We start from the raw sequence: 25,919 nt of genomic DNA, 5'->3' as shown, positions 1-25,919 counted from the left end.
CCTAGGTCACCCGACGCCAACCAACAACGACAGACGCCCACGGCATCCGACCAGGTCAGAGCCGTGGGTTTCTTCTGTCCCGCTGGTCAGCGGAACCGCTGATTAATAGACCGGCTACTGAGCGCCGCCTGCAAGTCTCACGAGGGCGAGTCGAATGTGGGTCGAAGTCGGCAGGCAAGCCGTCGCCGGGTCGAGTGACTGCCCAGGTCAGAGCCCTATTGCAGGCAAACGCGCGAAGCGCCTTCTAAGCGCCTGGCCGCAGGGGGCAGCTCCTGCAGAGAAACCTGGATCGCGGCGAGGCAGACGGCGTCCGCCAGCCGGTTCACGGTGATGGCCGCTCCCTGGGGACGGATACGTAGGATGCTTTGCGTGCTCGGGCCACCCCCTCCAGCGCCAACGAAAGAGGTCCTGATGTCCCGTCGCTACGAGCCGTCACCGCCGTTGTCGCCACTGCCGTCGCTCACGCTGCGTGGGTACGGCGAGACCATGTGGCTGGAGGGCCGGACCGTAGTGCTGGAGCAGAAGGGGTTGCGACGGCGGATACCGATCGAGGCCGTGGAGGAGGCGCGGGCCGTGGGCCGGGGGCAGCGCTCGGTCGAGATCGCGCTGTGGGGCGTGGACGGCGCTCCGGGGCCCGTGTTCACCCTGAAAGGCCGCGACGCCGCCCAAGCGGGCCGGCTCGTCGAGGCGGCCAACCGAGCACGGTCCAGGAGCGGTCCGGCGCAGGGCGGGGCGGCCCTGGTCGAGGAGCGGCCGGCGAGCACCTCTGGCCGGAAGAAGGGCCTGGGGCTGACACGCCGTGAACGCGCCGCGGGAATCGTTCTCCTTCTCGTATACGTCGGCGGGTTCGCCCTGCTGGCGTGGGCCGGCGAACCGCAGCAGGCGGTGTTGTGGCTGCTCGGGGTGGCGCCGGCCCTCTTCGGTCTGCTGATCGTGGTGCCCTCGCTCCGGTGGGCGTGGAAGCGGTGGACCGTGCGCAGGCGGGGTGTCACGGTCGTCGCGGCATTCGCCCGGAGAGAGGGCAAGCGGACGTTCTTCCGGTACACCGACCTGGAGGGCGGGACGCACGAGATCGAGCCCGACTACGCGGCCAGACGCATCGGCGGCGACCCGAGACGCATCGAAGTCGTCTACGACCGTCAACAGCCCGACAGGGCCGTCTGCTCACTGGCAGCCTCGACCCTGCTGTGGCGCACAGCGGGCGTGACGCTGGCCGGCGGACTGCTGCTGTCGCTCGCGTTCGTCATGATGCCCCTACAACTGATCCTCCTGGCGCTCTCCGGATGATCTGCATGACATCCAACGCTGACATCAACGGCTACGAACAGCCACGGATGTCGGCGGTTGCTCGTGGCCCCAGCGCACGCAGGAAGGCCCCACCGTGCCGGGGATGGACCGAACTTACAAGGCGGATGTCGGCGGTTCGAAACCGTCCGCGCCCACAGGGATGGTTAGCAGGTCAGAGGCCTTTCGGGAGACTCCCGGGAGGCCTCTTCTGTGATCGAAGCCCACATTGAGTCCACATCCCCGGGCGATCAAGGTTTTGAGCGCTGCCAGCCGAGTCGTTCGGCCATGTCCTTGCCGTTGAGGCCGGCCTCGGTGCGCAGCTCGCGCAGCCGCGCGCCGAGGGCGGTCCTGGCGCTCTGAAAGTCCGTGCTCACACGGACGAACGTACCTGTGCCCAGACCTCGGCAGTAGGGACAGCCGCGCGCAAGGCGGCGTCCCGGGCCTGGCAGGCGGCGAGCACTTCGGCCGGGTCTTCGACCAGCTCGACGCCGATGGTGGTGTCGGTGTCGTCGATGTGCATGCGGACCAGTGTGCGCGAGTCGAACAGCCAGAAGGCGCGGTTCGGGAGGCCGAGCCGTTCGGCCTCTGATCGGCGCAGGATCTGGATGTCCTCACCTGTGTCAACGTTCCCGGTCGCAGTCGCCATGAGGAATCGCTGCCCGTCCGTGGGCGGTTCGTCGATGATGCGCACTCGGGTGTCTCCGGTCTCAACGACCTCGTACAGCGTCGGGCAGTTCCCGTGCTCCGATGTGGTGCCGATGAACCTGAGCGTCATGTAGCCCTTCATCCGGGGTGGTTGGAGATCCGGCATGCGCGAACAGCCCGGACACTCGCCAGCGGCTCAGTTCCACGCAGGTCAGCGTCTCCCGAGGTCGAGGTCAAGCGCCTCGTAGAGCCGACCGTGGCGACAGCTGGTGAACGTCGCGGAGGACGGCCGCAGAGAATGCTCGCTTCCTGGGCGTCGTTCCCGGGCTGCTGCACGTATGCCGTCGCAGCCCGTCAGTGGGCTTTCATGGCCGAACTGGTATCAGCCACGGCTGCGACGTTGTCACAGGGCAGGGCGCCATCCGGTCAATTGCCCGGTAAGGGGAAAATTTACTCCTATGCCTCATGTCGCTCATCCCTAAGCCGTCCGAGGTACGACAGCTCGATGACCAAGACCACGATCAGCACCGACCGAGTGACAATCGGTAGGCAGATACAGGCGTCTGACATATCCGACGCGGCGTTCGCGCTGCTCGACGAGCAGGGGACGGTGGTCGCGTGGACGCAGGCCGCCGAGCACCTTGTCGGGTACTCCGCCGGGGAGGTGGTCGGCCGGCCCGCCGTACTCGTCCTGCCATGCTTCGGGGTAGCGCCGACGATGTCGGCGTACGTCGAGCGGTGCCGTGTCCAGAACGGCTGGTCGGGCGCGACGGCGGTGCGCCACCGGGACGGCCGCATGCTCGACGTCGGCCTGCGGATCTCGTTGGTGCGGGGGCAGGACGGAGCAGTGCGGTGGCTTGTGTCCGCGACCGACATCGGCGTGCCGTCCGGAGAAGTGGTGAACGGATCGGCGCAGGGGTCGATTCTTGACCGCGCGCCGATCGGCGTCGTCGTCCGTGACCTGGAGTTGCGTTGCACCTGGGTGAGCGACGCGTCGGAGAGCCACGATGGCATCTCCCGAGACCGGCGGCTCGGATGTCGAGTCATCGACGCGTGGTCCGGTGTCGAGGCCGAAACGGTCGAGGCGGTGATGCGGCAGGTGCTCCAGAGCGGTAGCACCAAGGTCCACGAATACCGGACGTGGCTGCCGACGAGTCTGGGTGAGGAGCGCCCGTTCGCGGTTTCGTTCTCCTGTCTTCAGGGCGCCGACGGCCGATCGCTGGGGGTGTGCATCATCAGCACCGATCTCACCGAGAGCCGGCTGGAGCGCGAGCGCCTGGCCGTTCTCGGTGAGGCAGGTACGCGCCTGGGCACCACCCTGGATGTGATGCAGACCGGTCAGGAACTGGCCGACCTTGTCGTGCCCCAGTTCGCCGACTACGTCGCCGTGGACCTGGAGCAGTCGGTTCCCTTCGGCGAGGGACCCCAGGTCCGCATCGGATCGATCGGCCAGCGCCTCCCCGTTCTCAGGCGTGCCGGCGTGGCCTCGACCCACCAAGGAGCGCCGGAGTGCCCGTGGATGCGCGGTGAGCCCCTACTCGTACCGCCCGCCTCTCCCGTCGCCGACGTCCTGCGCACCGGCAGGTCCCGCCTGGAGCCGAAGGTGGACACCGCTCCGGGCGGGTGGATCGACCAGTGGCCGGCACTGGCGCAGCGGATCCGTGAGCACGGCGTGCATTCCCTGATGGTCGTCCCCATCCGCGCGCGGCGCGTCCTGCTGGGTATGGCGGTGTTCGTCCGCACCGAGAATCCGATGCCCTTCCAGGAGGCCGATCTGCTGCTGGCCGAAGAGCTCGTCAGTCGCGCCGCGGTGTCGTTGGACAAGGCCCGCCAGTACTGCCGCGAGCAGACCGCGGCACTCACGCTCCAACGCAGTCTGCTCCCGCACCGTCTCAGGGGAGGCTCGGCGGTCGAGGCGGCCTCGCGCTACCAGCCCGCCGACATCGACAGGGGCGTCGGGGGCGACTGGTTCGATGTGATCCCGCTGTCCGGCGCCCGGGTGGCCCTCGTCGTCGGCGATGTGGTCGGACACGGCATCAACGCTGCCGCGACCATGGGCAGGCTCCGCTCCGCGGTCCACACGCTCGCCGGCCTGGAGCTGCCCCCCGACGAACTCCTGGCCCGCCTCGATGACACGGTCCAGCAACTGGCGGAAGCAGACGCCGACGCTCCGGACGAGAGCACCACGGCGGTGGGTGCCACCTGTCTGTATGCCGTCTACGACCCGGCCACCCGCCGGTGCACCATGGCAGCCGCCGGGCACCCCCCGCCCGCGATCATCGACCCGCAGGGCCGGGTCACCTTCCCCGACCTTCCCACCGGGGTTCCGCTCGGCCTCGAGCTCGGGGCCCGCTTCGAGTCCATGGAGCTGGAACTGCCCGAGGGAACCCTCCTCGCCCTCTACACCGACGGCATGATCGAGACCCGCGACCACGACATCGAGGAGGGAATGCACCGCCTGGGCGCCGCCCTCGCACAACCGGGCCGCTCCCTGGAGGACCTCTGCACCCGCGCGATGGCGTCCGTCGAGGATCAGGAGGCGTGCGACGACGCCAGCCTGCTCCTGGTCCGCACCCGCGCACTCGCCCCGGCCCAGGTCGCCACCTGGACCCTGCCCCGTGACCAGACCGCTGTCCGCCACGCCCGGAACCTGGCCGCCGGTCAGCTGGCCGAATGGGGCCTGGAAGGTCTCGTGGACGACATGAAGCTGATCGTCAGCGAACTGGTCACCAACGCCCTCCGTCACAGCGACGGCCCGATCCGCCTGCGTCTGATCCGGCACCGGGTCCTGACCGTCGAAGTGTCCGATGCCGACTTCTCCTCCCCGCGTATGCGTAACGCGCGCACCGTCGACGAACACGGCCGCGGCCTCGCCCTGGTCGCCCAGCTGTCCCGCAGATGGGGCACCCGCCCGGCACAGGACGGCAAGGTCCTCTGGGCCGAAGCAGACCTGGCCCACACATCCGGCCGCTGATCGTCCACGGCGCCCGTCGGAGCGCCGGCGTCAAGCACGTGAGGCGTCTTCGTCGCGCCGGGCGTCGTTGAGGAGGTGCTGGAGGGACCGACGCGATGGGCGTTCCTCGCCAGCGGGATGATCTTCATCACCGGGACCATCCTCTTCGGGGTGTCCATGCTGCGTTCACGCGTACTGCCGAGGCTCGCTGCCGTGGGATACATCGTCGGACTGACGGCGCTCGTCCTGCAGGCCGCATGGCCCGAGTCGCTGCTCAGCAGCGCGATCCACGTGGCGGCCTGTGTGTCGCTGACGGCCCTCGCCCGCTCCGTGTGGCCCCGCACGGTTGATGCCGTGAGGCCCGAGCGCCGTCCGCTCGGCGTCGCCAGTTCGTGAGTGACCCGTCGGCGGCAGGGCACTTGCCAGGATCCGCCCCCAGCCGCCTTGGCGCGAGCCTCGAAGATCATGGCTCGGGATCGGGCTGCTGCGGGCAGGTCCGAAGCCTGGCCGGCCCCTCAGGCAAACGGCTCCCTTCTGCGATCGCGCTGTGGCGCGCCGACGGCCGCGCCTCGTGACACGTCTGTGACAGTCGGCGGACACCGTCGTGAAGTCGCTCGGGCAGGCTCTTCAGGACAGAACAAAAGGCACTATTCGGACATTCATCCTCTGCTTCCGAGGGCGTGAGCAGTGATGGCCGAGCCGATCTGTCGGAGGAAAACCCATGAGCCTCACGCTCACCACGCCGTACGTCGAAGCCCCCGCACCTGCGCTGGCTCCGCGTGAGCGGGAGACGCTGCGCCACATCGCCGCAGGGCGCACCTACCTGCAAACGGCCCGCCACATGGGGCTCTCCAGGCACACGGTGGACGCCTATCTCCGCCGCATCCGGGCCAAGCTCGACATCAACAGCACGGCCGAACTCACCCGACTGGCCATCTCGCTGGGGTTGTGACCTCGACGGACATCACTCGTCGACCTCGCCGTACTGGGGGGTCGTGGCCCTGCCGTCACGGGCGGGCAGGGCCACGACGGTCGGGGCTAGTAGTTGGCGTTGGCGAGGATCTCGCCGTCCTTGTCGTACACGGTCACGAGACCGTTGTCCGACTCGTAGCAGGACGTGAACGCGGACGCGATCAGCTTGCCCTCACCCGCGTGCGGGCCCACCAGCCCACCGGTGAAGTCCGTGAACACCTCGGGCGCGTCGAGGATGTCGTTCCGCTTGTCGGCGCCGGTGACCTTCGTGACGTGCTTGACGGCTTCCTTCTCGGTGGGCGTTCCGCTCTTGGCGACGCAGGCCTGGAACTGCTCGGCCTGGGTCTTGGTCTCCTCCGCCGGTTCTTCCTTCGCCTCGTCGGCCTTCTGGTTGTCGTTGGCGCTGACGGCCTTGTCCTTGTTGCTGGTGTCGGTGGAGTCGCCGTCCCCGCCGCCGGCGGCCACGCCGGCGATGACGACGAGGGCGATGACGCCGAGGCAGCCGAGCCCGGCGATCTTGCCGACGCTGCGCTTCTTCGGCGGCTGGGGCGTGGGCGCGCCGTAGTAGGCGGGCGGCTGCTGAGGGCCGCCCCATCCAGGCTGCTGCGGGTACTGCTGCTGCGGCTGGTTCGGCTGCTGCGGGTACTGCTGGTTCACGTGTCCCCCAGGGATCGTTCATGGATTGCAGGTGTACGACTCGTGGAGAAACCGTGTGGTTGTACAAGGTCGAAATAATTCTCTCGATGGCGGTGCAGCCCCACCGATCGAACGGTGGCGCCGCGCCGTGGCGATCAGCGAGGTGCTGAAGGACTACAAGGAGCGGGCCCCGAAGCTGCGCGTCATGCAGCGCGAGGCGATCCTCCTGCTTCGCGCGCAAGGGGGTCCCTTACCGGCAGATCGCTGCCAAGCTGGGGATCTCCCTCGGGGCCGTAGTGCTCGCCAGAGGCGATGGGCGCGAGTTTCTCGGCACGCCAGGCCGTACGTACCACGTCCGGGTGCGCGGAGCAGTCGGCGAGCCACGCGTCCCCGGCCTCGTGCAGCTCAGTGAGGCGCTTCGACAGGGCCATGACCGGCACGCTATGCAGGACGATTGCGCGCCCGAGCGGCGATTGCGCACGATTGCGCAAGCCGGTCCGCCGATTGCGGCCGCTTGTCTACGAAAGATTCAGGGAGGCCCTTGCCCGGCCGATCAGGCGCCGCGCCGGCGACCCGTACTCGGCGGAGTCGGCGAGCCAGTCCCACGCCCGTTCGTACAGCTGGACGTCCTCGTCGCCGGTGAGCCACAGCTCCTCGCTGATCGTCTCGACGATGACCAGTCGCCGGTCGTAGATCCAGAAGGCGTGCGGTGCCGTGCGGCGCAGCTGGGCGCCGAACGGCAGAATGCCGAGCTCGATGCGCCGCTGTCCGACGAGGTTGTACAGCCGGTCCAATTGCTCGGCCATCACGTCCACCGGGCATGCCCGGTGGTACAGCGCTGCCTCGCACACGAGGAACCGGAACGACTTGTCCGGGTCGTACAGCGCCTCCTGTCTGCGCATCCGCTTCTCAACGGCCGCTTCCGTGGTCGCCGGGATGCCGCGGAACTCGGCATTGGCGTCAAAGATGGCACGGGCGTACTCCGGGGTCTGGAAGAGGCCAGGTACCCGGGAGACCTCAAGACCGCGGATCATCGTCGTGTTCTCGGTCTGCCGTACGGCGATCTCCTGGCGGGCCTGGTGCCCGCCGGCCAACTGGCGTCGCCAGGAGCGATGCCGCTGCTTCGTGTCGAGCCCCGCGAGCAGACCGTGCAGCTCGGGCTCGACGTCGGGGCGGTCGATCGCGCTTGCCCAGGCGGTGAGATCAGCGCGGGTCGGGGTCTGCTTGCCGTTCTGGAGTCGGCTCACCTTCGAGGTCTGCCAACCGAGCTTGGCAGCAAGGTCCTTGCCCTCCAGACCGGCCTCAGCGCGCAGCTCGCGCAGGCGCGCGCCGGGGGCTTCGCGGGCGGTCTGGAAGTCGGTCGTCACACGGTGGAACGTACCCGCTCAGCGAACTCCGCAGCAGGCACGGCGTGGTGCCAGGCGGCGTCCCGGGCCTGGCAGGCTGCGAGCACCTCGGCCGGGTTCTCAGTGACGTACACGCCGAGGGTCGTGTCATCGTCATCGAACTCGAACCGGGCGAGGGTCTTCGAGTCGAACAGCCAGAAGTCGTAGTCCGGCAGCTGCAGCTCCTGCGCTCGGGTGCGGGAGAGGTTGCGGATGTCCTCGCCCGCCGCAATGTTGCCGGGAGCGCTCGCGAGGAGGAACTCCTGGCCCTGGGTGGGCGGTTCGTCCACGATCCGGACGCGCTCGAACCGCTTCCCTGCGGCGGTCGGCTCGGCGACGTTCTCGCGCCAAGGGTTGACGGGCTCGCCGGCGATGTCCTCGCCGGCGAGCCAGCGCTGCCACTTCGTGCTGTGGCGGTCGGAGGCGTAGCCGCGACGGGCCTCCAACCGCCACGCGGTGTGCCGGAACTCCTTGAAGAGGTGAGCGATGTCGCCGAAGGGCCGCAGCTCAGGGGCGTCGGTCCTGGGTGCGTAGCGGATGAGCAGGCTGCGCGGGATGCGCACGAACGTCTCGGACTCCTTCACGTCGCGCAGCTGCACGAGGTGCCCAGGATCAGTCTCGCGCTCGCCCTGGACGAGAATCTCGTCCGTCCCTTCGATCTCGTACAGGGTGGGACAGTCGCCGTCATCACTGGTCGTGCCGATGAACCTGAGCGGCATGTCGCCCTCCATCCGATCCGGTTGGAGATTCAGGATGCGCACGTGTGCGCGGGCACACCCGAGGATTGCAGCAGATTGCGCATCCCGAGGAGTACGGGTGGATTGCGCGCAAGCGGACGTGACGGAGCCGCGCCCAGCTTCCCAAGGAGCAAGCGGACCTGGATCCGCCTATAGGCTTACGCGCAGGGGTTGGGCGTCTTCTCGCCCGAACGCCAGTATCTGGGCGAGTACCTCGCGCATCCGCTGAACGTCTTCGTCCGGCGCAGCGAGTTCCGCCTCGATCTCGGCGTCTTCCAAGCCCAGATCGTCCAGGGCGTCGGGGTCCAGTGACACGGTGAGCAGCCCTTCCGACAACGTCACCTCCCGAACGCACCCGTACACCGTGCCCTGCTCTTGCGTCACCAGGCAGTGGGTGTCGAGCCCGAGGGACACGTTCTGAGCAGACGGGGCACCGATGTTGCTCATGAACAACAGGATGAATCCTTCACCCACCTCGTCCTCGGCGACGCCGGCCTGCATCACGTCATTGTCGGAGTCGACCTCCGCCGCTACCGCACGAGCGGTGAACCTGTATGTCATGGCAGGGTTCTAACAGGAGGCTCGGCTCGGCCGGTAGGTCAGGTTGACCGCCAGCGACGGCGGAAGCCAGTGCATAGTGGCGCGCGCGCCACTGTCGTGCCACAACGTGCGGTCACCCCCACCAGTTGCAGGACACGATCAAGGCCCAGGTCTCCGGGTACGCACCCGGAGACCTGGGCCTTGATCGTTTTCAGGTTTCCTCCCGCTCGGGTTCCGATGGTGTCTCGTGCGCGTGCTTGAGTTTTGCGCGGGCGTCGACGCGGTCCGGGCCGGTGAGTTCCGACCAGTAGCGGTGGGTGGTGACGAAGATCGCGAGTTCGTGCTCGCGTTGGCGGAGCTTCTCGACCTCGGCCTGTTCGTCGGCCGTCCAGCCGGGGGAGGCGGGGCGTTCGATCTTGCGCCAGCCGCCGGCGTCGCTGAAGCCGTCCAGGGGCTCGACCGACCAGGGGAGCCGCTTCAGCAGGGCCGACAACTCGGCCCGGACCTGATGCAGCTCCTCCTGACCGGCGCGGAGGTCGCTAGGGAAGTCATAGGTCGTAGCCACGCCGCAATGCTACGCCTGTTCGATTTTGGGTGGCGAGTTTCTTCCCGTGGTTCATGCGAACGGGTGTGCCTGAGCGCTCTAGTTGGCAGTGAGCGCGATGGTTGGCCATACAGAGCGTGGTAGTTGGCCGGTCCGTGGGCGGGTTGGACGATTCCTGAACGGCGGCCCGATGCTGAACTCCCAAGGCGGGAGCACGGCGACCCGGATCTCTGGGATAGCGTCCCTCTCACTCCGGACCAGTGAGGGGGGCGTCGTGCAGGTTCAGGTGCGTGGGCAGGGTGCCCACCGGTGGATCACGTTCGGGGCGATCGTGTTCGGGGCGCTGTTCTTGGCTGTGGGGCTGATCCTTGCGGGGGTGTCGGTCTCGTTGCTGGCGACTGCGGAGCGTACCCCGGGCACGGTGGTTGCCCTGGAGTGGCGGAACGGCCACGACGGCGTGTCCCGCAAGAAGCGGGAGGACGACAGGCCCGCGGCGTACCCGGTGGTCGAGTTCACGTCGGCGGACGGTGCGCAGAGGACGTTCCAGGACTCCACGGGTGCCAATCCACCGGCGTACGAGGAGGGCGAGCGGGTCGAGGTGCTCTACCACGCAGATTCCCCCGAGGACGCGCGGATCAATGGGTTCGCCTCGCTGTGGCTGCTGCCACTGATCTTCGGTGGGATCGGGCTGTTGACCGGGGGGATCGGGACAGCCGTCGCGTGGGCGACGCGGGGACGTTCCTAGGCCGTATGTTCCCTGCAGCGCTCAGTCACGACGGGTGGGACTGAGCGCCTGACCTGGCGTAAAGGCGTTGAAGTGGAGAGTTCAACTTCGGCGGGGCAGGCTTTACCCATGCGGTCGGTACTCCGCTCAGCTCCTCGGCCGGGAGCAGGCAGCCACAGCCGGGTCCTCCCCACACTCGTGAGGTGGGTGCCTTTCGTCATCGCGCTGGGCGTGCTGGTCATCGAGCTCACCCCCGCCCACTTCATCTACACCGGCCCTCTGCTCGTCGCGACGCCGGCGCTGGCCGCAGTGACGATCGGCCCCAAGGGCACCGTCTCGGCGGCGGCTCTGGCTCTGGTGATCAGCGTGACCACTGCTACCTATAACCAGGCCTGGGGCACGCTGCAGGTCTACACCAACTTCCTGGCTCTTACCCTGGTCTCCCTGGCCAGCTTCATCACGAGCAGCGCCGTGCGTGCGTACCGGCGGAGCGAGCTCGACCAGGTCCGCCGGATCGCCGTGGCAGCACAGGAGGTCATACTGCGGCCCGTCCCCGAGCGCCTGGGCCCGGTTCGGGCGGCCAGTCTGTGCCTCGCGGCCGGGACCGGGGCACAGGTCGGTGGTGATCTGTACGAGGCCGTGCAGACGCGCTACGGCGTCCGGATGATCGTGGGGGACGTCCGGGGCAAGGGACTGAACGCCATGCGCGCGGTCGCGAGGGCGCTGGGCGCGTTCCGGGTGGTCGCGCACTGCGAGGACGAGCTGATGGAGGTCATGAACCACTGCGCGGACGCGCTGCGGCGGGAGGCGGCCGTGCCCGGTGCGTACGACGAGGAAGCCCTGATAGAAGGATTTATCACCGCGCTCATGGCCCAGGTGCCGGACGACACCGTGGTGCAACTGGTCAACCGCGGTCATCCGCCCCCGCTGCTGCTGCACCAGGGCAGGGTCCAGGCTCTGATGCCCTCCTCGCCACAGCCACCTCTCGGCCTGGAGGACCTCATCACCGGCCCTCCCGAGAAGCCGGAGAGCTATCCGTTCGTTCCCGGCGACCGTCTGCTGCTGTACACCGACGGCGTGATCGAGGCCCGCAACCGCGACGACGACTTCTTCGACCTGCGGGAGGCCATGGAGCGCATAGGCGCAGGCACCACCCCGGCGGAGTGCCTGCACGAACTGCACAAGGCGTTGATCCGCCACACCGGGGGCCGCCTGGCGGACGATGTGGCGATGATCCTCGTCGACCGGCTCGACGACGAAGCCGACACGTAGGGCGGTGGAGCTGCCGCCGCCGCGCGTGGATGACGACCTCCGCCGGAGGTCCTGTCAGTGGCCGGCGTCCTTCAGCTCCCGTACCAGCCTTGCCGTCACGGGCGTGGGTACGCCGTGGCGTTCGGCCGCGCGGAGCAACGCGCCGCCGATGGCGTCCAGTTCCAGTGGACGGCCGGCTTCGGCGTCGCGTTGCATGGAGGACTTGGTGCCGGGCGGGAAGGCGTCGTAGCGGGCGAGGGCCTGGGCGGGGTCGGCCGGGCCGCCGCAGGCACGGCTCACCGCGGCCGTCTCCGTCACCAGGGCCGTCAACTCGTCGCGGTGCCGGGAGCGTACGTCGCCCAGGGGGAGGGCGTAACGGGTGGTGAGCAGCGCGAAGGGCGCGAGGAACGACATCTTCGCCCACAGGGCCGCCGCCTCGTCGTCCAGGACGCGGGTGGTGAGGCCGGCGGCCGCGAACGCCGCCGCCGGCGTGTCGAGACGCTTCCGAGGTACGGGGTCGCCGGTCAGATCGACCTCGGCGAAGGGGCTGGTGTGCTCGATCACGCCGGAGGCGACCCGGGTCGACTCCACACGGATGACGGCGGGGGCGACCTGGTCGGGGCGGTAGCGGGAGCGGAGGAGGGAGGGGTGTTCGACGCCGTTCAGGAAGGGGACGAGCAGGCCGTCGCCCAGGGCGCCGGCAGGGACGCGGGCGAGCGCGGCGTCGAGGGCCGTGTGCTTGACGGTGATCAGGCAGACGTCGACCGGTTCGCGCAGCTCGGTGGCCGCTTCGACGTCGGCGGTGAAGTCGCCGAACCGGGCGCTGCGGACGCGGATGCCGGTGGTGCGCAGGGTGTCGGTGGTGCTCTCGCCGGCCAGGCAGATCACACGGTGCCCGGTGCGGGCGAGGAGGGCGGCCAGCAGGCCTCCCACGCCTCCGGGGCCCAGTACCGCGACGGTGAGCTTGTCGTGCGCCATGGAGTACGGCTCCTCTCGGTGGTCGGCCCCGGGGAGGTGGCCGCCTCGGAGTGGATCATTGCAGGCGGGGGTGGGGGAGGGGTATGGCGGGTTCGGACTGCGAGACGGGGGACGTTCGGGTTCGGGTCCAAAGGGTGAGGGGTCGGCGGGGGGCCGGGGTGCCGCTGCGCCCACCCGTTTCTTCGCGTGACCCCTCCCGAACACCCTCCCGACCTGGACACTGGACCCATGTGCCGCAGCATCAAGACGCTTCGTCCGCCGGCGTTGCCCGAGGAGGCCACCGAGGCCGAGATTCGGGCCGCCGCCCTGCAGTACGTGCGGAAGGTCTCCGGGTTCCGGGCGCCGGCCGCGCACAACCAGGAGGTCTTCGACCGCGCCGTCGATGTGATCGCCGAGGCGACGGCGGAGTTGTTGGCCGGGTTGGAGGTGCGGGGGCAGACGGCTCGGCAGGCAGGTTAGGAGAGGGCGAGGCGAGTTACGCCGTCTCCCCGGGCTCCGGCCGCCGGCGCATCAGGTACGTCGCCGCCGCGCCGGCCGCGAACAGCGCCAGGACGGACACGCCCGTGGCGAGCCAGGTCGTGCCCAGCCAGTGGGCGCCGAAGTAGCCGAGGGCGACGCTGTACGTGGCCCAGGCGAGGCCGGCGAGGGCGGACCAGGGGACGAAGTCGCGGGCGCGGCGGTGTGCGGCGCCGGCGGTGAGGGAGACGACCGAGCGGCCGGCGGGCGCGAAGCGGGCGAGGACGACCAGGGCGCCACCGCCCCGGGCCAGAGCCGTGCCGAGACGTTCCTGCGCGGTGCTCAGGCGGGGTGAGCGGGCGAGCGCGCGGTCCAGTCGGGCGCCGCCGCTCCAGGCCAGGCGGTATGCCACCAGGTCGCCCAGCACGGATGCGGTGGTCGCGCACAGCGTCAGGGCCAGGATGTCGGGGACGTTGTCCGGGACCTGGCCGGTCGCCGCACCGGAGCCCGCGGCCGCGGCCGTCGCGGCCATGATGACGAGCACGCCGCTCGGCAGTACCGGAACGAACACATCGAGGAGAACCGACACCGCGACCATGGCGTAGATCCATGGACTGCCTGTCAGTGACCCCACACTCTCCAGCACCGCGACTCCCGTTGCTCCCCCGTGAGCCATAGAGCGTACGCCTGGGGTGTGACAGAAGGGTCACAGGGGGTTCGTGCGTTCGGTGCCAAAACGACGGCGCCCTCCCTCACCCGCGTGAGAAAGGGCGCCGTATGTACAAGGTTCCGGCAGGATCAGGCCGTCACCGGGGACCGCTCGCCCGCCGGCTTCTCCGCCGTCGTCGAGCGCCTGGCGAACAGCCGGTCCAGGCCGAGGGCGCCGGAGCCGGTGAATATCAGCAGGAACATGGCCCAGCAGTACAGGGCCGCGGCCTCGCCGCCGTTCTGGATCGGCCACAGGGCGCCCGGCTGGTGCACCTTGAAGTACGCGTACGCCATGGCGCCGGACGCGATGAACGCGGCGACGCGGGTGCCGAGGCCGAGCATGACCAGGGTGCCGCCGACGAGCTCGATGACGGCGGCGTACCAGCCGGGCCAGGTGCCCGCGGACACCGTCCCGCCCTGGCCGTCGGCGCCACCGAGGACTCCGAAGAGCTTGGAGGCACCGTGGCAGAAGAAGAGCAGGCCGATCACGATCCGGAACAGGGCGAGGACGTACGGTTGCGCGCTGTTGAGGCGTGCGGTCATTGTGGGGGGCTCCTACGGTCAGGCAGGCCACACGGATGGCCTGCCGGTGACGTAATCGAACGAGAGTCGAGCGTAGGCAGCCCTAATCAATGCTTGCAAGTTCAACAACCTGTCGGTCTGCTGTCGCCCGCGGCTCCGCCGCCGTACGCAGCACGGCCCGAGCCACCCCGTCCGCGTCCGACAACGTGACCGAATCCACCCCGGGCCGGGCCCCCGCCGCCGTCACCCAGTGCACGCCCTCCGTGGGCACCCCGAAGGCGAACCGCCGGGCGTGTGGCTCACCCCGACGGTCCACCAGCCGATAGGGCCGGGGCGTGACGTCCAGCCCTCCCGTTTCGTGACCGTCGACCGTGTGCGGGCGGCACTGTCCGGTCTTCAGCAGCCCGGCGAGCAGGTCGTCGGCGGTCCGGCGCAGGTCGGGCTCCGGCAGCCGGGCCTCGATGAGCGTCGTCACGCGGACCGCCGAGCCCGGTATGTCGGGCGAGTGCGCCACCCACGCCCCGTCCGCGCACCGCACCTCCAGGCGCGGCCCGAGCGCCTCCACCACACCCGCCTCCACCAGCGCGGCCAGTTCCTCGATGCGGCGCCGGGGCGGGCCGATGGACAGGAAGGCGTTGAGCGGCGTGTACCAGCGGTCCAGATGGTCCCGGCGGGAGGCGCCGGACAGTCCGCCGTGGTCGACGATCAGCCGGATCTCGTTGCGCAGGTCGCGCAGCACGTCGAGGGCGGCCTTGAGTGGGCCGTGCACATTGCCGAGGGCGGCCTGCGCGGCGTCCTCGCGCAGATACGACAGGAGCCAGTCCCGCCACTGACCGGGGCCGTCGAAAGCGCGGCCCGCGTACGGGCGGGAGATCCGTTCCCAGCACCAGCGTTCGGCCGCCGGGACACCGAAATCATCGAGCAGACGGGCCTCTTGGGGGTCGCGATGGGGGACGGCGAGATAGTGCTCGGCGAACTCGGGGCGGCGTAGCAGCGTGGTGTAGTAGACCGTCTCCACCTCCTTCGCCACCAACGGCCATATCTCCGACAGGAAGTCGGGTGCGTCGCCTGAATCCGCACGTTTGCGGAAGCCCGCGATCACCTCGGGAGTCAGCGCGAGCGGGGTGTGACGGCCGTACGGGCCCTTCGCGTTGTCGCCGCGCGCCTGGTACGGGATGCCGCGCCGGGAGCCGGCGTACAGGCGTGGCTCGCGGCCGGAGGGGGCATAGCGCAGCCCTGTGCCGGAGGGGACGAAGCGGCCGCCGCGGCCGGTGGTCAACAGGGCCATGTGGTCGAAGAAGTTGAGGCCCAGGCCGCGCAGCAGCACCGGTTCGCCGGGGGAGAGGGCGGACAGGTCCACGTCCGCCGGGTTGGCGGGCGGGATGTGCCGCAGGCCGTGGCGGTCGGCGTAGGCAGCCTGGCGCCGCTGCTCCGCGTCGGGGGCGGCCGGCAGATGGCCCTGCGTGAGGACGACGGCCGCGAGGCCGGTCAGCGTACGGCCGTTGTCCAGGGCGAGCACCTGACGGCCGTCGGCGCCGTCGTCGAGCCGTGTCGCACGGGCGGCGTGGGTCTCGACGCGCACCTCGGGCGGGGCCTGCCGCACCGCCTCGGCGAACACCCACTCCAGGTAACGGCCGTACTGCGCCCGGGTCGGATACTCGTCCGGCCCCAGCTCGCCGCCGGCCCACTCGTGCAGGCTGGGCCCCGGCCGGATCGGCCCCGAGCAGTCCACGCTGTCGTCGGTGAACAGGGTCACCTGCGAGGCCACGGTGTTCATCAGTAACTCGGCCGACTGCGCGGTGCGCCAGACACGGCCGGGGCCGGGCGGCGCCGGGTCGATCACATGGACCGTCAGCCGGGTGCCGGGCGGGAGGAGTTCACGGGCGGAGGCGCAGAGGCGTTCCAGGACGCTGGTGCCGCGCGGTCCGGCACCGACCAGGGCGACGGAAACCGGGGCCGATGGGGACCCCGGTATGGAGAACTCCGATGCGGACTCCGCGGTCGGTGCAGACAAAGCGGTGACTCCCGGGCGTGTGGGGCGCAGAGCGGCGAACCACCCGCGGGAAGCGGACGGTCCGCCTCATCATGCCTTCGGGCGCCACAGAAGCCAACGCGCGTCCCACAGGTCCCGGATGTGCCTCATGCGGTGGTGAGGACCGACTCCTCCACCGTCGTCAGCCGCGCTCCGCCCCGCCCGTCCGCCTTGGCCTGATCCAGCTGCAGCCGCGCCGAACGGCCCTGCAGCGTCAGCGTCATGAGCTGGTTGCCGAACCACGGACCGCCCGTGCGCCGCCAGTCGATCGGCGGGCGCGGGACACGGCCGTGCCCGGCGATCCGGCGGCCGAGGAAGCGGGCGAAGCCGCTCCAGCCGAAGCGGAAGCCGAGCCGGATCGACAGCGGGATGGAGTTGTGCACGGGGGAGCAGGTGAGCTGGAGGACCCGGGCGTCGGGGCCGGCCGAGGGCCAGACGGGCTCGGCCACGTAGGCGTGGTGCACGTCCCCCGACAGCACGCACACCGTCGCCGGTGCCCCGTCCCCCGAACCCGCCTCGGCGATCAGCGCGGCCAGCGCGTCGAAGGAGCCGGGGAAGGCAGCCCAGTGCTCCAGGTCCGCCGCCCGCCGCACCTTCTCCCCGAACCGCGCCCAGCGCTCGCCCTTCTCGCCCCGGCACAGCGCCGCGTTCCACCCCTCCGCGTCGTGCACCAGGTGCGGCAGCAGCCACGGCAGGGAGGTGCCGATCAGGAGATGGTCGTACGAGCCCGGCTCGTCCAGCGCCTGGGTGCGCAGCCACTGAGCCTCGCCCGGCGCGAGCATCGAGCGCGTCTGTTCGTCGAGGACGCGCGCGGCGCGGGTGTCCACCATCAGCAGCCGTACGCGGCCGAAGTCGCGTCGGTAGCTCCACCGCACGGACGTCCCGTCGGCGTCGGCCTTGGCGGCGAAGGCGCGCAGGAGGTCGGTGGCGTCCGGGGTGTCGCGTACGGCGGCGTACAGGGCGTCGGTGGCCAGCTCGGCCGGGGACAGGTTCCCCAGGTGCTGGTGGACCCAGTACGACATCAGGCCGCTCAGCAGGCGTTCGCGCCACCAGTCGGTGGCCCGCATGTCGGCGAGCCAGGCGGCGGAGGTGTTCCAGTCGTCGATGACGTCGTGGTCGTCGAAGATCATGCAACTGGGGACGGTGGACAGCAGCCACCGCACCTCCGGGTCGAGCCAGGATTCGTAGTAGAGGCGGGTGTACTCCTCGTAGTCGGCCACCTCCCGGCCCGGCGGCTCGCTGAGGTCGCGGCGGGCGGCGAGCCAGCGCTGGGTCGCCCGGGAGACCTCGTCGGCGTAGACCTGGTCGCCCAACAGCAGGAGCACGTCGGGTCGTTCGGCCGTGGGGTCGGCCGCGATGCGGGCGGCCAGGGTGTCCAGGGCGTCGGGGCCGACCGGGTCCTTCTCGTCGGCCGGGGGCGCGGCCCAGCGGCAGGAGCCGAAGGCGACGCGGACGGCGTCGCCGGTCACCCCCGTGCGGATCACCGAGGGCGGGTACGGGGAGTCCGGCAGCGGCCACACGCGCGTGCCGTCGAGGAACACCTCGTACTCCGTCGCCGTGCCCGCAGTGAGGCCGCTGACCGGCACGAGGGCGTAGTGATGGCCCGCGACCTGGAAGGTGCGGGCCGTACCGCGGGCGCCGTCGGCGCAGCGCACCTCGGCGGTGCACGGACGGCTCGCCTCGACCCAGACGGTCGCGGACGAGCCGTCGGCGTACCTCAGCAGTGGACCCAGGCGCAGTCCCGCCACGTGATCACCCTCCTCCGTCGCCCCGTACGGTACGGAACGACGGAGGTCGGTGGCGAGGTTCCGTTCATGAACGCCAGGGAAAGCGGCTCAGCAGGAGGCCAGGTAGCTCGTCAGCGCGCTCTTCTCGGCGGAGTCCACCGAGAGGCCGTAGTAGTACTTCACCTGGACCCAGGCGCGGACGTAGGTGCAGCGGTAGGTGGTGCGGGACGGCATCCAGGTGGCCGGGTCCTGGTCGCCCTTGGACTGGTTGACGTCGTCGGTGACCGCGAGGAGCTGCGGGCGGGTCAGGTCGTTGGCGAAGGACTGACGCTTGGAGGTGGTCCAGTTGTCGGCGCCGGAGTCCCAGGCCTCGGCGAGCGGCACGAGGTGGTCGATGTCGACGTCGGAGGCGGCGTACCAGGTGGCGCCGTCGTACGGGGAGTACCAGCTGCCGCTGGTGGCGTAGCAGGAGGAGTCGGTGACGACGTTCGAGCCGTCGCGCTTGAGGACGGTCTCACGGGTGTTGCAGGTGCCGCTGATGGTGATCCAGTGCGGGAAGAGGTCCCGGTTGTAGCCGGTGCGGTCCTCGGTCGCCACGGTGAGCTGGGCGAGGTAGCTGCGGGCGGTGGCGCCGCTGACCGGGGTGGGGAGGGCGGCGGAGGCGGTGGGGGCGTTGAAGAGAGCGACGGAGGCTATGAGGGCGCTGAACGCCGCGACTATGCTCAGCCGTCGACGCGCGTAGAACCTGGGCATGCGAACTCCCTTGGGGATGTGGGGGTGTTGGCGTGCGAGCGAGGGAATGCTCGCGGTGCCGTGTTGCGTACGCGTGTGCGCGCGATGGCAAGTTAGTGACGCGGGCATGACATGACAAGGTTCAAGGCAGAACTTTTCACTCCGGGGCTGTTGCGTACTATGGACGGCGTAGAAGGGGAGTAGCTCTTCGCCGGACCGTCGACATACTGCTCAGCTCGTCTGAGCCGGCGCCCGGAGGCAGGCCTCGAAGGTGAGGCCGGCCAGCGAGACCTTCGGCAAGCAGTGCACACCCGAGCCGTACGGCACGGGTGCCATGTGTGCTGTCGTGCCGAGGTGTCCCGTACGCAGTGCAGCACTCTCGGTGGGGCAGCCCCGACCGATTGAGGAACCTTGATCAGCATCACCGTCACGGCGCTCGTCTTCGGCGTCGTCTTCCTCGCCGAACTGCCGGACAAGACCGCACTGGCCGGCCTCGTCCTCGGCACCCGCTACCGCGCTTCCTACGTCTTCGCCGGTGTCGCCGCCGCGTTCGCGCTGCATGTCGCGCTCGCCGTCGCGGCAGGCAGTGTGCTGACGCTGCTGCCGCAGCAGGTCGTGCACGCGGTGACCGGCGTGCTCTTCCTGGGGGGCGCGGCGATGCTGCTGTGGAAGAAGGGCGAGGAAAAGGAGGAGATCCGCAAGCCGGAGGACCAGTCCTTCTGGAAGGTCGCCGGGGCCGGGTTCATGCTCATCCTCGTCGCCGAGTTCGGGGATCTCACGCAGATCATGACGGCGAACCTCGCGGCGCGTTACGACGATCCGCTGTCCGTCGGGCTGGGTGCGGTGCTGGCGCTGTGGGCGGTGGCGGGGCTGGGCATTCTCGGTGGAAAGGCGCTGATGAAGCGGGTGCCGCTGGGGCTCATCACGAAGATCGCGGCGTCGCTGATGCTGGGGCTCGGGGTGTGGAGCCTGTGGGAGGCCGCGACCGGGTGAGCTGAACGCCCGATGAACGGTCGTCGAAGGCGGTGGCGTAACGCCGGTCTTGTTTTGTACCGTAGAGAAACAAAGTGGTCCCCGCCCGTTTTCCCTGACCGGCGGGCGGGGCCACCTTGTCCCTCCAGGGGTCACCTTGTCCCTTCGAGGGTCACCTTGTGCCTTCGGGGCCGCCGCCCCGCACCCGCGTCCTGGAGCTGCCGATGACGGCCACCACCGTGCTCACCGCCCGCGCCCTCCTGCTCGACATGGACGGCACCCTGGTCGACTCCGACGCCGTGGTGGAGCGCATCTGGCGGCGCTGGGCCGAGCGGCACGGGCTGGACGGGGGCGAGGTCATGAAGGTCGTCCACGGGCGGCAGGGGTACGCGTCGATGGCGGTGCTGCTGCCGGACCGGCCGATGGAGCAGAACCATGCGGACAACGCGCGGATGCTCGCGGAGGAGACGGCGGACATGGACGGCGTCGTGCCGGTGCCGGGGGCTTCGGAGTTTCTGGCGTCCCTGCGGGGGCTTCCGCATGCGCTGGTGACCTCCGCGGACGTTGCGTTGTCCACGGCGCGGATGGCTGCGGCGGGGCTGGGGATGCCTGATGTCCGGGTGACCGCGGAGTCGGTGGGGGCGAGCAAGCCTGATCCGGAGGGGTTCCTGAAGGGGGCCGCGGAACTGGGGGTGGCGCCTGCGGACTGTCTCGTCTTCGAGGATTCGGGGGCCGGGATTGCGGCGGGGCGGGCGGCTGGGATGCGGGTTGTGGGGGTTGGGCCGCGGGCGGGGGTTCATCGGCCGGATGTGCTGGTGGCGGATCTGAGGGGCGTGCGGGTGGAGGCGGGGGTTGATGGGGCGATGCGGGTGTACGTCGGGTAGGGCGACGTCCGTGACTTACGCCGGGGCGTTGCGGCTGGCGCGGGGTAGGTCGCGCAGCCCGGCGCCGGCGGGGTGCCGCCCGCGCCCACCCGTGCCGCCCCTGGCGGCACGACTGCCCGCGGATTGACGCGCGTGCCCGCGGATTGACGCGCGTGCCCGCGGGCTGACGCGCGTGCCCGCGGGTCGACGCTCGGCTTGTCTTATGGTTCCGACGTTTCCGACTCCAGGCGCTCCCGGGTCTTCTCGTCGTAGACCCCCGGTTCGTCCGGCTGTACGCCGCGTGCCCACTGGTAGTTGCGTACGGCTTCCTCCACGCGGTGGTTGTAGTGGCCGTGGGGTTCGTCGTTGTACAGGTACAGCTGGCGCAGGCGGAGTTGGAGTTCGACGACCTCGGGGCCGTCGTCGCCCGGGCCCAGGACGGGGGCGTTCTCGGTGGGTTCGTCGTCGGGGGCCTCGGGGGCGGTGGCCCGGGTCGTTGTCGCGGTGTGGGTGGGTGTGGCCGACTGGGACGGGGCCGGGGAGGTGGTCGGCGCGGATCGGGTCGGGGTGGGGGACGGGGACGTGCTGGTCGTCGGTGACGGCGTCGTGGGCGTCGGTGTCGCCGAGGGTGCGGTCGTGGACGGCGTTCGGGACGCCTCGCTGGTGCGTGCGTCGGGTACGGCCTCCCGTACGTCCTGCGGCAGCGCCTCGTCGCGCGACGGCGTCTCGTAGGAGAACAGCCCGCTCGCGAACCCGGCCGCCGCCACGACGGCGACGACGGCGCCGGCCGCCCCGAGCAGTGCCGTACGGCGATGGTTGCGGGGCCGCCACTTCGGGCCGGCGTCCGGAGTGGGCGCGTCCGGATCCGGGGCCTCGAACAGCCGTAGGTCGGTGGCGCTGGGCGTGGGGAGCGCGTCGGGTTCGACGGCGCGCAGGGGCATCGTGACCTCGGCGTCCGGGTGGGCCTGGGACGCCTCCTCCCCGTCGAGGTCCACGTACGGCCGGATGCGCAGCGGATCGAAGTCCTCCGCCGCCGCCTGTTCCGCCGTACGGGCGTCACGCAGCGCGTCGGACGCACGCCGGCCGCAGGCGCAGGACGGGGTGTTGTCCGCCCCCCTGGGCGCCCCGCACTCCGGGCACTGATGCCCCTTCGGCTCCATTACGCGTCCGTCCCCTCCCTTCGCGACTCCTCGCGACCCCAGAGATTATGCAGATCTCGTGGAGGTCCTGTTCCCGAAGCCCCCGGAGTCACAGCGGAACCACACCTTCCAAGCGGACTCGACAGGCCATAACCGGGCAGACCGCCCACGATGGATGGCGTAACCACGGCAGCCCTCGGGAGGTCTCATGGCGGGGGACACGCGCGGCAGGACGAGGGACGTCCCGGGCTCCGGCGCCCAGGAAGGCGTGCCCGGCGGTGTCCTCGTGTCGCTGGGCGCGCTGCTCCTCGGCATGCTGCTCGCCGCCCTCGACCAGACGATCGTGTCGACCGCGCTGCCGACCATCGTCAGCGACCTCGGCGGTCTGGAGCACCTGTCCTGGGTGGTCACCGCGTATCTGCTGGCGTCGACCGCCGCGACCCCGCTGTGGGGCAAGCTCGGCGACCAGTACGGGCGCAAGCGGCTGTTCCAGACCGCCATCGTGATCTTCCTGGTCGGCTCCGCCCTGTGCGGCATGGCCCAGAACATGCCGCAGCTCATCGCCTTCCGCGGACTCCAGGGCCTGGGCGGCGGCGGGCTGCTGGTGCTGTCGATGGCGATGGTCGGCGACCTCGTGCCGCCCCGCGACCGTGGCCGCTACCAGGGGCTGTTCGGTTCGGTCTTCGGCACGTCGAGCGTCCTGGGGCCGCTGCTCGGCGGGCTGTTCACCGAGCACCTGAGCTGGCGCTGGGTCTTCTACATCAACCTGCCGATCGGCGTCGTCGCGCTCGTCGTGATCGCGACCGTGCTGCACCTGCCGCGCACGGCCACCCGGCACGTCATCGACTATCTGGGCACCTTCCTCATCGCGGCCGTCGCCACCTGCCTGGTGCTGGTCGCCTCCCTCGGCGGCACCACCTGGGCCTGGGGCTCGCCGCAGATCGTCGGGCTCGCGGTGCTCGCCGTCCTGCTCGCCGTGGCGTTCGTGCTGGTCGAGCGGAGGGCGGCGGAACCCGTCCTGCCGCTGAAGCTGTTCCGTGTCCGCACCTTCACCCTCACGGCCGCCATCAGCTTCATCATCGGTTTCGCCATGTTCGGCGCGTTGACCTATCTGCCGACCTTCCTGCAGATCGTCCACGGCATCACGCCGACCTGGTCGGGCGTGCACATGCTGCCGATGGTGCTGGGCCTGCTGCTGGCCTCCACCGCCTCCGGCCAGATCGTCAGCCGCACCGGCCGCTGGAAGGTCTTCCCCATCATGGGCACCGGCGTCACGACCCTCGGTCTGCTCCTGCTCAAGGAACTCGACGAGCACAGCTCCGACGCCGTGATCAGCGGCTGCCTCTTCGTCTTCGGCCTGGGACTCGGCCTGGTCATGCAGGTGCTGGTGCTCATCGTGCAGAACGCCGTCTCGTACCAGGACCTGGGCGTCGCCACCTCCGGCGCGACGTTCTTCCGCTCCATCGGGGCCGCCTTCGGAGTCGCCATCTTCGGCACGGTCTTCGCCGGCCGCCTCGACGACGCTCTGGCGTCCGCCTTCCGCGGCGTGCAGCTCCCGCCCGACGTGTCGATCGACTCCCTGGAAGCCGACCCGCGCGGCATCGCCGACCTGCCGCCGGGGCTGCGCCCGCCGGCCCTGCACGCGTACTCCTCGTCCATCACGGACGTCTTCCTGTACGCCGCTCCCGTCGCTCTCCTCGGCTTCGTGCTGGCGTGGTTCCTGAAGGAGGACCGGCTGCGCGGCTCGGTCACGGCCCCCGACGTCACCGAGACACTGGCCAGCAACCCCGTGCACCGGTCGTCGTACGACGAGGTGTGCCGCGCCCTGTCGGTGCTCGGCACCCGCGAGGGCCGGCGCGAGGTCTACCGGAAGATCACCGCACGCGCGGGCTACGACCTGCTGCCGGCGGCGAGCTGGCTGCTGCTGCGGATCAAGCGGTACGGCTCCGTGGAGCCGGGCGTGCTCGCCGAGCGTGCCACCGTCCCGCTGGGTGCCGTCCTGGAGGCCGCCCGGCAGATCGAGGAACGGCGGCTGGCCGTCCGGGAGGGCCTCGACCTCGTCCTCACCGAGCAGGGCCGTGTGGTCGCCGAACGGCTCGCGCACGCCCGTGAGGAGTCCCTGGCCGGGCTGCTCGGCGACTGGTGGGGCCCGGACCGGCCCACCGACCTGGTGCAGCTGGTCAGAGAGCTGAACGAGGAGCTGTGCGGCTCGGACCGGGAGGAGCCGCACGCAGAGCGCCCGGTCACCCGCTCGAGATGAGCCGCTTGCCGAACCAGTGCTCGGCGTACGGGTCGGAGTTGTGTGCCGCGGTCTCCTCGTAACCGAGCCGCGCGTACAGCGCCCGCGCCTCCACCAGGTCGCTCCGCGTGTCGAGGATCATCCGCCCGGCGCCCAGCTCCCGCGCGGCGTCCTCGGCGGCGGCGACGAGCAGCGCCGCCCCGCCCTTTCCACGCCACTGCGGCAGCAGGAACACGCGCTGGAGCTCGGCGATCGACGGATCCTCCGTCAGCCGTACGCCCGCGGTGCCGGCGGCCGTGCCGTCGTACCGCGCCACGAGCAGGAGCCCGGCGGGCGGGGTGAGACGGTCGCCCGCGTTCGCCGCGATCTCCCGCTCCAGTTCGGCCGGGTCGGTCCGGCGGCCCTGGTGCAGCAGGTACCAGCGGTCGCTGACCTCCGTGTAGTACGCCCGCCAGAGCGCGGCGGCGTCCGCGGAGTCGACGGGTTCGGGAGCGACGGTCCAGGTCATGCCGCTCATTGTCGGGAGACGGTGCGCGGGGTCCGCAACCGAATATGCGTCACCTCGGGCTCCGGCCGCGGACGGGGGCCGTTTGGGCGGCGGTGGGTGGGCAACCCGGTCAGCGGACCGGCCCGGTGAAGGGCCGGTCGGGTCGAGAACCCGGAAGGCATTCATGTCTGGCTGGATCATTGCTCTGATCGTGATTGCGGCGGTGGTCGTCCTCATCGCGGCCGCCCTGGCCCTGCGCGGCCGTGGTGCGACCGGCGGCCGGGACCTGCGGCGACGCTTCGGGCCCGAGTACGACCGGGCCGTGGCCCGGCACGACGGCGACACCAAGGCCGCCGAGCGCGAACTCACCGAACGCCTCGAGCGCCACGGCAACCTGCGGGAACAGCCCCTCGAGCCCGTGCAGCGCGAGCAGTTCGAGGCTCGCTGGACGGCCGCCCAGGAGCGGTTCGTCGACTCGCCGCAGGACGCGGTGAGTGAGGCGGACCGGCTGCTCGCGGAGCTGGCCGGGGCGCGCGGCTTCCCGGACGGCGGGCAGTACGAGGAACAGCTCGCGGCGCTGTCCGTGCACCACGCGGACCACGTGCAGGGCTACCGGCGCGTCCACCGCATCGCACGCGCACAGGTCGGCGGCGCCCAGGAAGGGCGGACGGACGCCGCGCAGGACGGGCCCGCCGCCACCGAGGAGATGCGTGAGGCCATGGTCGAGGCCCGCGCCCTGTTCGACGACCTGGTACGCCCGGCCCACAAGGACGACGGGCGCCCCGTCGCCGAGCAGAAGACCGGGCGGCCGGCCCACGCCGGTGGCCGCCAGCACCTGCTGTGGGGCTTCGGACGGCACGCGAAGGGGAGTTGAGGCATGACCGACGTGACACGACCCACGGGCGGCGGCGCGGAAGGCGAGCCCGACCGCACCGGGCGCCGCGAGGACCTCACCGGCCACGAGGCGGCCCCCGCGACGGCCCGCGAGGCCGGCGGCACCGGCGGCACCGCGCGCGGTGCGGCGACCGTCCCGAGCCCCGGTCCCTCGGGACCCGCGGACCCGGCCGCCCCCACGGCCCGTACGGCCCCGCTGCTCCCGCACGACGAGACCGACAAACTGGGACTGCGGATGCAGCAGGCGGTCTCCGGGTTCGTGGACGGCCCGCGGGCCGCCGTCGAAGAGGCGGACCACGTGCTGGAGGAGATCGCCGCCCGCTTCACGGACGCGGTGACCCAGCGGCGCCGTACCCTGCGCAGGTCCTGGCAGTCGACGGACGAGGGCACGCCCGCGACCACCGACACCGAGCAACTCCGTCTGGCCCTGCAGGACTACCGTGAGCTGGCGGAACGGCTGCTGCGCCCCTGACCTTCCAAGAGGCCGCCGTGACCT

The 25,919-nt window shown here is 70.6% G+C and carries 26 protein-coding genes and 1 pseudogene; 12 read left to right on the top strand and 15 right to left on the bottom strand.

Going from position 1 to position 25,919, the window contains the following annotated elements; genetic code table 11:
• Positions 1 to 411 precede the first annotated feature (411 nt).
• Positions 412 to 1,287: a hypothetical protein gene (locus ACFV7R_RS13025; RefSeq protein ID WP_385263116.1), complete on the top strand. Its 876-nt coding sequence runs from the start codon at positions 412 to 414 to the stop codon at positions 1,285 to 1,287.
• Between the two features lie 254 nt (positions 1,288 to 1,541).
• On the opposite strand, the pseudogene ACFV7R_RS13020 reads toward ACFV7R_RS13025, so the two are convergent.
• Positions 1,542 to 1,661 (bottom strand): annotated as a pseudogene (locus ACFV7R_RS13020) (helix-turn-helix domain-containing protein); the annotation flags it as partial.
• Positions 1,658 to 2,062: a DUF6879 family protein gene (locus ACFV7R_RS13015; RefSeq protein WP_385263115.1), complete on the bottom strand. Its 405-nt coding sequence runs from the start codon at positions 2,060 to 2,062 to the stop codon at positions 1,658 to 1,660. The pseudogene ACFV7R_RS13020 and the gene ACFV7R_RS13015, both read right to left, overlap by 4 nt.
• 375 nt (positions 2,063 to 2,437) lie before the next feature.
• On the opposite strand from ACFV7R_RS13015, the gene ACFV7R_RS13010 reads away from it, so the two are divergent.
• The 3 genes from ACFV7R_RS13010 to ACFV7R_RS13000 all read left to right on the top strand — a co-directional run bounded on the left by ACFV7R_RS13010 (position 2,438) and on the right by ACFV7R_RS13000 (position 5,837).
• Positions 2,438 to 4,906 (top strand): SpoIIE family protein phosphatase, encoded by a 2,469-nt coding sequence (locus tag ACFV7R_RS13010; RefSeq protein WP_385263113.1) that lies wholly within the window; start codon positions 2,438 to 2,440, stop codon positions 4,904 to 4,906.
• Between the two features lie 75 nt (positions 4,907 to 4,981).
• On the top strand, positions 4,982 to 5,281 hold the full coding sequence (locus ACFV7R_RS13005; RefSeq protein WP_385263112.1) for a hypothetical protein: 300 nt from the start codon (positions 4,982 to 4,984) through the stop codon (positions 5,279 to 5,281).
• Between the two features lie 325 nt (positions 5,282 to 5,606).
• Entirely contained in the window at positions 5,607 to 5,837 is a 231-nt protein-coding gene (locus ACFV7R_RS13000) for a response regulator transcription factor (RefSeq protein WP_385263110.1), read from the top strand.
• Between the two features lie 86 nt (positions 5,838 to 5,923).
• On the opposite strand, the gene ACFV7R_RS12995 is transcribed toward ACFV7R_RS13000, so the two are convergent.
• The 5 genes from ACFV7R_RS12995 to ACFV7R_RS12975 all read right to left on the bottom strand — a co-directional run bounded on the left by ACFV7R_RS12995 (position 5,924) and on the right by ACFV7R_RS12975 (position 9,720).
• Complete coding sequence (locus ACFV7R_RS12995; RefSeq protein WP_385263108.1) at positions 5,924 to 6,514, bottom strand: hypothetical protein; 591 nt, start codon at positions 6,512 to 6,514, stop codon at positions 5,924 to 5,926.
• A gap of 497 nt (positions 6,515 to 7,011) precedes the next feature.
• Positions 7,012 to 7,860 carry a helix-turn-helix domain-containing protein gene (locus ACFV7R_RS12990; RefSeq protein WP_385263107.1) on the bottom strand — a complete coding sequence of 283 codons (849 nt, stop codon included), beginning with the start codon at positions 7,858 to 7,860 and terminating at the stop codon, positions 7,012 to 7,014.
• Complete coding sequence (locus tag ACFV7R_RS12985) at positions 7,857 to 8,597, bottom strand: DUF6879 family protein (RefSeq protein ID WP_385263106.1); 741 nt, start codon at positions 8,595 to 8,597, stop codon at positions 7,857 to 7,859. Before ACFV7R_RS12985 ends, ACFV7R_RS12990 begins: the two co-directional genes overlap by 4 nt.
• A 168-nt stretch (positions 8,598 to 8,765) precedes the next feature.
• Entirely contained in the window at positions 8,766 to 9,176 is a 411-nt protein-coding gene (locus ACFV7R_RS12980; RefSeq protein WP_385263104.1) for an Imm10 family immunity protein, read from the bottom strand.
• Between the two features lie 190 nt (positions 9,177 to 9,366).
• Complete coding sequence (locus ACFV7R_RS12975; protein ID WP_385263102.1) at positions 9,367 to 9,720, bottom strand: hypothetical protein; 354 nt, start codon at positions 9,718 to 9,720, stop codon at positions 9,367 to 9,369.
• Between the two features lie 253 nt (positions 9,721 to 9,973).
• On the opposite strand from ACFV7R_RS12975, the gene ACFV7R_RS12970 reads away from it, so the two are divergent.
• On the top strand, positions 9,974 to 10,444 hold the full coding sequence (locus ACFV7R_RS12970) for a DUF3592 domain-containing protein (RefSeq protein ID WP_385263100.1): 471 nt from the start codon (positions 9,974 to 9,976) through the stop codon (positions 10,442 to 10,444).
• 186 nt (positions 10,445 to 10,630) lie between these two features.
• Positions 10,631 to 11,695, top strand: coding sequence for a PP2C family protein-serine/threonine phosphatase (locus tag ACFV7R_RS12965; protein ID WP_385263099.1), 1,065 nt, complete (start codon positions 10,631 to 10,633; stop codon positions 11,693 to 11,695).
• A 54-nt stretch (positions 11,696 to 11,749) separates the two neighbouring features.
• Here ACFV7R_RS12965 and ACFV7R_RS12960 read toward each other — a convergent pair whose 3' ends face one another.
• Positions 11,750 to 12,652: a ketopantoate reductase family protein gene (locus ACFV7R_RS12960; protein WP_385263097.1), complete on the bottom strand. Its 903-nt coding sequence runs from the start codon at positions 12,650 to 12,652 to the stop codon at positions 11,750 to 11,752.
• A gap of 228 nt (positions 12,653 to 12,880) precedes the next feature.
• On the opposite strand from ACFV7R_RS12960, the gene ACFV7R_RS12955 reads away from it, so the two are divergent.
• Positions 12,881 to 13,111, top strand: a complete 231-nt coding sequence (locus ACFV7R_RS12955) for a DUF2277 domain-containing protein (protein WP_385263095.1) — start codon at positions 12,881 to 12,883, stop codon at positions 13,109 to 13,111.
• Between the two features lie 16 nt (positions 13,112 to 13,127).
• On the opposite strand, the gene ACFV7R_RS12950 is transcribed toward ACFV7R_RS12955, so the two are convergent.
• The 5 genes from ACFV7R_RS12950 to ACFV7R_RS12930 all read right to left on the bottom strand — a co-directional run bounded on the left by ACFV7R_RS12950 (position 13,128) and on the right by ACFV7R_RS12930 (position 18,850).
• The gene (locus ACFV7R_RS12950; protein WP_385263093.1) at positions 13,128 to 13,754 is read right to left on the bottom strand and encodes a DedA family protein; all 627 of its coding nucleotides are present in this window, start codon (positions 13,752 to 13,754) and stop codon (positions 13,128 to 13,130) included.
• A gap of 152 nt (positions 13,755 to 13,906) precedes the next feature.
• Positions 13,907 to 14,359, bottom strand: coding sequence for a DoxX family protein (locus ACFV7R_RS12945; RefSeq protein WP_385263092.1), 453 nt, complete (start codon positions 14,357 to 14,359; stop codon positions 13,907 to 13,909).
• An 82-nt stretch (positions 14,360 to 14,441) separates the two neighbouring features.
• Positions 14,442 to 16,352, bottom strand: coding sequence for an FAD/NAD(P)-binding protein (locus ACFV7R_RS12940; RefSeq protein ID WP_385263090.1), 1,911 nt, complete (start codon positions 16,350 to 16,352; stop codon positions 14,442 to 14,444).
• Between the two features lie 125 nt (positions 16,353 to 16,477).
• Positions 16,478 to 18,118 (bottom strand): alkaline phosphatase D family protein, encoded by a 1,641-nt coding sequence (locus ACFV7R_RS12935; protein WP_385263089.1) that lies wholly within the window; start codon positions 18,116 to 18,118, stop codon positions 16,478 to 16,480.
• An 87-nt stretch (positions 18,119 to 18,205) separates the two neighbouring features.
• Complete coding sequence (locus ACFV7R_RS12930) at positions 18,206 to 18,850, bottom strand: HNH endonuclease family protein (RefSeq protein ID WP_385263087.1); 645 nt, start codon at positions 18,848 to 18,850, stop codon at positions 18,206 to 18,208.
• Between the two features lie 390 nt (positions 18,851 to 19,240).
• Between ACFV7R_RS12930 and ACFV7R_RS12925 the strand changes: the two genes are divergently transcribed.
• Together ACFV7R_RS12925 and ACFV7R_RS12920 are read left to right on the top strand one after the other, a co-directional pair.
• The gene (locus ACFV7R_RS12925; RefSeq protein WP_385263085.1) at positions 19,241 to 19,822 is read left to right on the top strand and encodes a TMEM165/GDT1 family protein; all 582 of its coding nucleotides are present in this window, start codon (positions 19,241 to 19,243) and stop codon (positions 19,820 to 19,822) included.
• Between the two features lie 203 nt (positions 19,823 to 20,025).
• Complete coding sequence (locus tag ACFV7R_RS12920) at positions 20,026 to 20,685, top strand: HAD-IA family hydrolase (RefSeq protein ID WP_385263084.1); 660 nt, start codon at positions 20,026 to 20,028, stop codon at positions 20,683 to 20,685.
• A gap of 200 nt (positions 20,686 to 20,885) precedes the next feature.
• Here ACFV7R_RS12920 and ACFV7R_RS12915 read toward each other — a convergent pair whose 3' ends face one another.
• Complete coding sequence (locus tag ACFV7R_RS12915; protein ID WP_385263083.1) at positions 20,886 to 21,824, bottom strand: peptidoglycan-binding protein; 939 nt, start codon at positions 21,822 to 21,824, stop codon at positions 20,886 to 20,888.
• Between the two features lie 187 nt (positions 21,825 to 22,011).
• Here ACFV7R_RS12915 and ACFV7R_RS12910 point away from each other — a divergent pair, with 187 nt between their 5' ends.
• Positions 22,012 to 24,063 carry a DHA2 family efflux MFS transporter permease subunit gene (locus tag ACFV7R_RS12910; RefSeq protein WP_385263081.1) on the top strand — a complete coding sequence of 684 codons (2,052 nt, stop codon included), beginning with the start codon at positions 22,012 to 22,014 and terminating at the stop codon, positions 24,061 to 24,063.
• Here ACFV7R_RS12910 and ACFV7R_RS12905 read toward each other — a convergent pair.
• A complete protein-coding gene (locus tag ACFV7R_RS12905; RefSeq protein ID WP_385263080.1) occupies positions 24,047 to 24,550 on the bottom strand; it encodes a GNAT family N-acetyltransferase in 504 nt (167 codons plus the stop codon). The two genes, ACFV7R_RS12910 and ACFV7R_RS12905, sit on opposite strands and share 17 nt — an antisense overlap.
• Positions 24,551 to 24,713: 163 nt before the next feature.
• On the opposite strand from ACFV7R_RS12905, the gene ACFV7R_RS12900 reads away from it, so the two are divergent.
• Both ACFV7R_RS12900 and ACFV7R_RS12895 read left to right on the top strand, forming a co-directional pair.
• Positions 24,714 to 25,403 (top strand): hypothetical protein, encoded by a 690-nt coding sequence (locus tag ACFV7R_RS12900; RefSeq protein WP_385263078.1) that lies wholly within the window; start codon positions 24,714 to 24,716, stop codon positions 25,401 to 25,403.
• Between the two features lie 3 nt (positions 25,404 to 25,406).
• Positions 25,407 to 25,895, top strand: a complete 489-nt coding sequence (locus tag ACFV7R_RS12895) for a hypothetical protein (protein ID WP_385263077.1) — start codon at positions 25,407 to 25,409, stop codon at positions 25,893 to 25,895.
• Positions 25,896 to 25,919 lie beyond the last annotated feature (24 nt).

This window comes from Streptomyces sp. NPDC059866, assembly GCF_042731325.1.
Taxonomy (GTDB): Bacteria; Actinomycetota; Actinomycetes; order Streptomycetales; family Streptomycetaceae; genus Streptomyces; species Streptomyces flavusporus.
The sequence above is the reverse complement of the archived record's forward strand: the minus strand, read 5'-3'. Positions and strand labels throughout refer to the sequence as shown.

Excerpts from the sequence above, each read along its gene's own strand:
- ACFV7R_RS13025 (WP_385263116.1), top strand. The coding sequence starts at position 412 with ATGTCCCGTCGCTACGAGCCGTCACCGCCGTTGTCGCCACTGCCGTCG.
- ACFV7R_RS12980 (WP_385263104.1), bottom strand. The coding sequence starts at position 9,176 with ATGACATACAGGTTCACCGCTCGTGCGGTAGCGGCGGAGGTCGACTCC.
- ACFV7R_RS13000 (WP_385263110.1), top strand. The coding sequence starts at position 5,607 with ATGAGCCTCACGCTCACCACGCCGTACGTCGAAGCCCCCGCACCTGCG.
- ACFV7R_RS13010 (WP_385263113.1), top strand. The coding sequence starts at position 2,438 with ATGACCAAGACCACGATCAGCACCGACCGAGTGACAATCGGTAGGCAG.
- ACFV7R_RS12920 (WP_385263084.1), top strand. The coding sequence starts at position 20,026 with ATGACGGCCACCACCGTGCTCACCGCCCGCGCCCTCCTGCTCGACATG.
- ACFV7R_RS12945 (WP_385263092.1), bottom strand. The coding sequence starts at position 14,359 with ATGACCGCACGCCTCAACAGCGCGCAACCGTACGTCCTCGCCCTGTTC.
- ACFV7R_RS12900 (WP_385263078.1), top strand. The coding sequence starts at position 24,714 with ATGTCTGGCTGGATCATTGCTCTGATCGTGATTGCGGCGGTGGTCGTC.
- ACFV7R_RS13015 (WP_385263115.1), bottom strand. The coding sequence starts at position 2,062 with ATGACGCTCAGGTTCATCGGCACCACATCGGAGCACGGGAACTGCCCG.
- ACFV7R_RS12910 (WP_385263081.1), top strand. The coding sequence starts at position 22,012 with ATGGCGGGGGACACGCGCGGCAGGACGAGGGACGTCCCGGGCTCCGGC.
- ACFV7R_RS12930 (WP_385263087.1), bottom strand. The coding sequence starts at position 18,850 with ATGCCCAGGTTCTACGCGCGTCGACGGCTGAGCATAGTCGCGGCGTTC.
- ACFV7R_RS12955 (WP_385263095.1), top strand. The coding sequence starts at position 12,881 with ATGTGCCGCAGCATCAAGACGCTTCGTCCGCCGGCGTTGCCCGAGGAG.
- ACFV7R_RS12895 (WP_385263077.1), top strand. The coding sequence starts at position 25,407 with ATGACCGACGTGACACGACCCACGGGCGGCGGCGCGGAAGGCGAGCCC.
- ACFV7R_RS12985 (WP_385263106.1), bottom strand. The coding sequence starts at position 8,597 with ATGCCGCTCAGGTTCATCGGCACGACCAGTGATGACGGCGACTGTCCC.
- ACFV7R_RS12905 (WP_385263080.1), bottom strand. The coding sequence starts at position 24,550 with ATGACCTGGACCGTCGCTCCCGAACCCGTCGACTCCGCGGACGCCGCC.
- ACFV7R_RS12960 (WP_385263097.1), bottom strand. The coding sequence starts at position 12,652 with ATGGCGCACGACAAGCTCACCGTCGCGGTACTGGGCCCCGGAGGCGTG.
- ACFV7R_RS12915 (WP_385263083.1), bottom strand. The coding sequence starts at position 21,824 with ATGGAGCCGAAGGGGCATCAGTGCCCGGAGTGCGGGGCGCCCAGGGGG.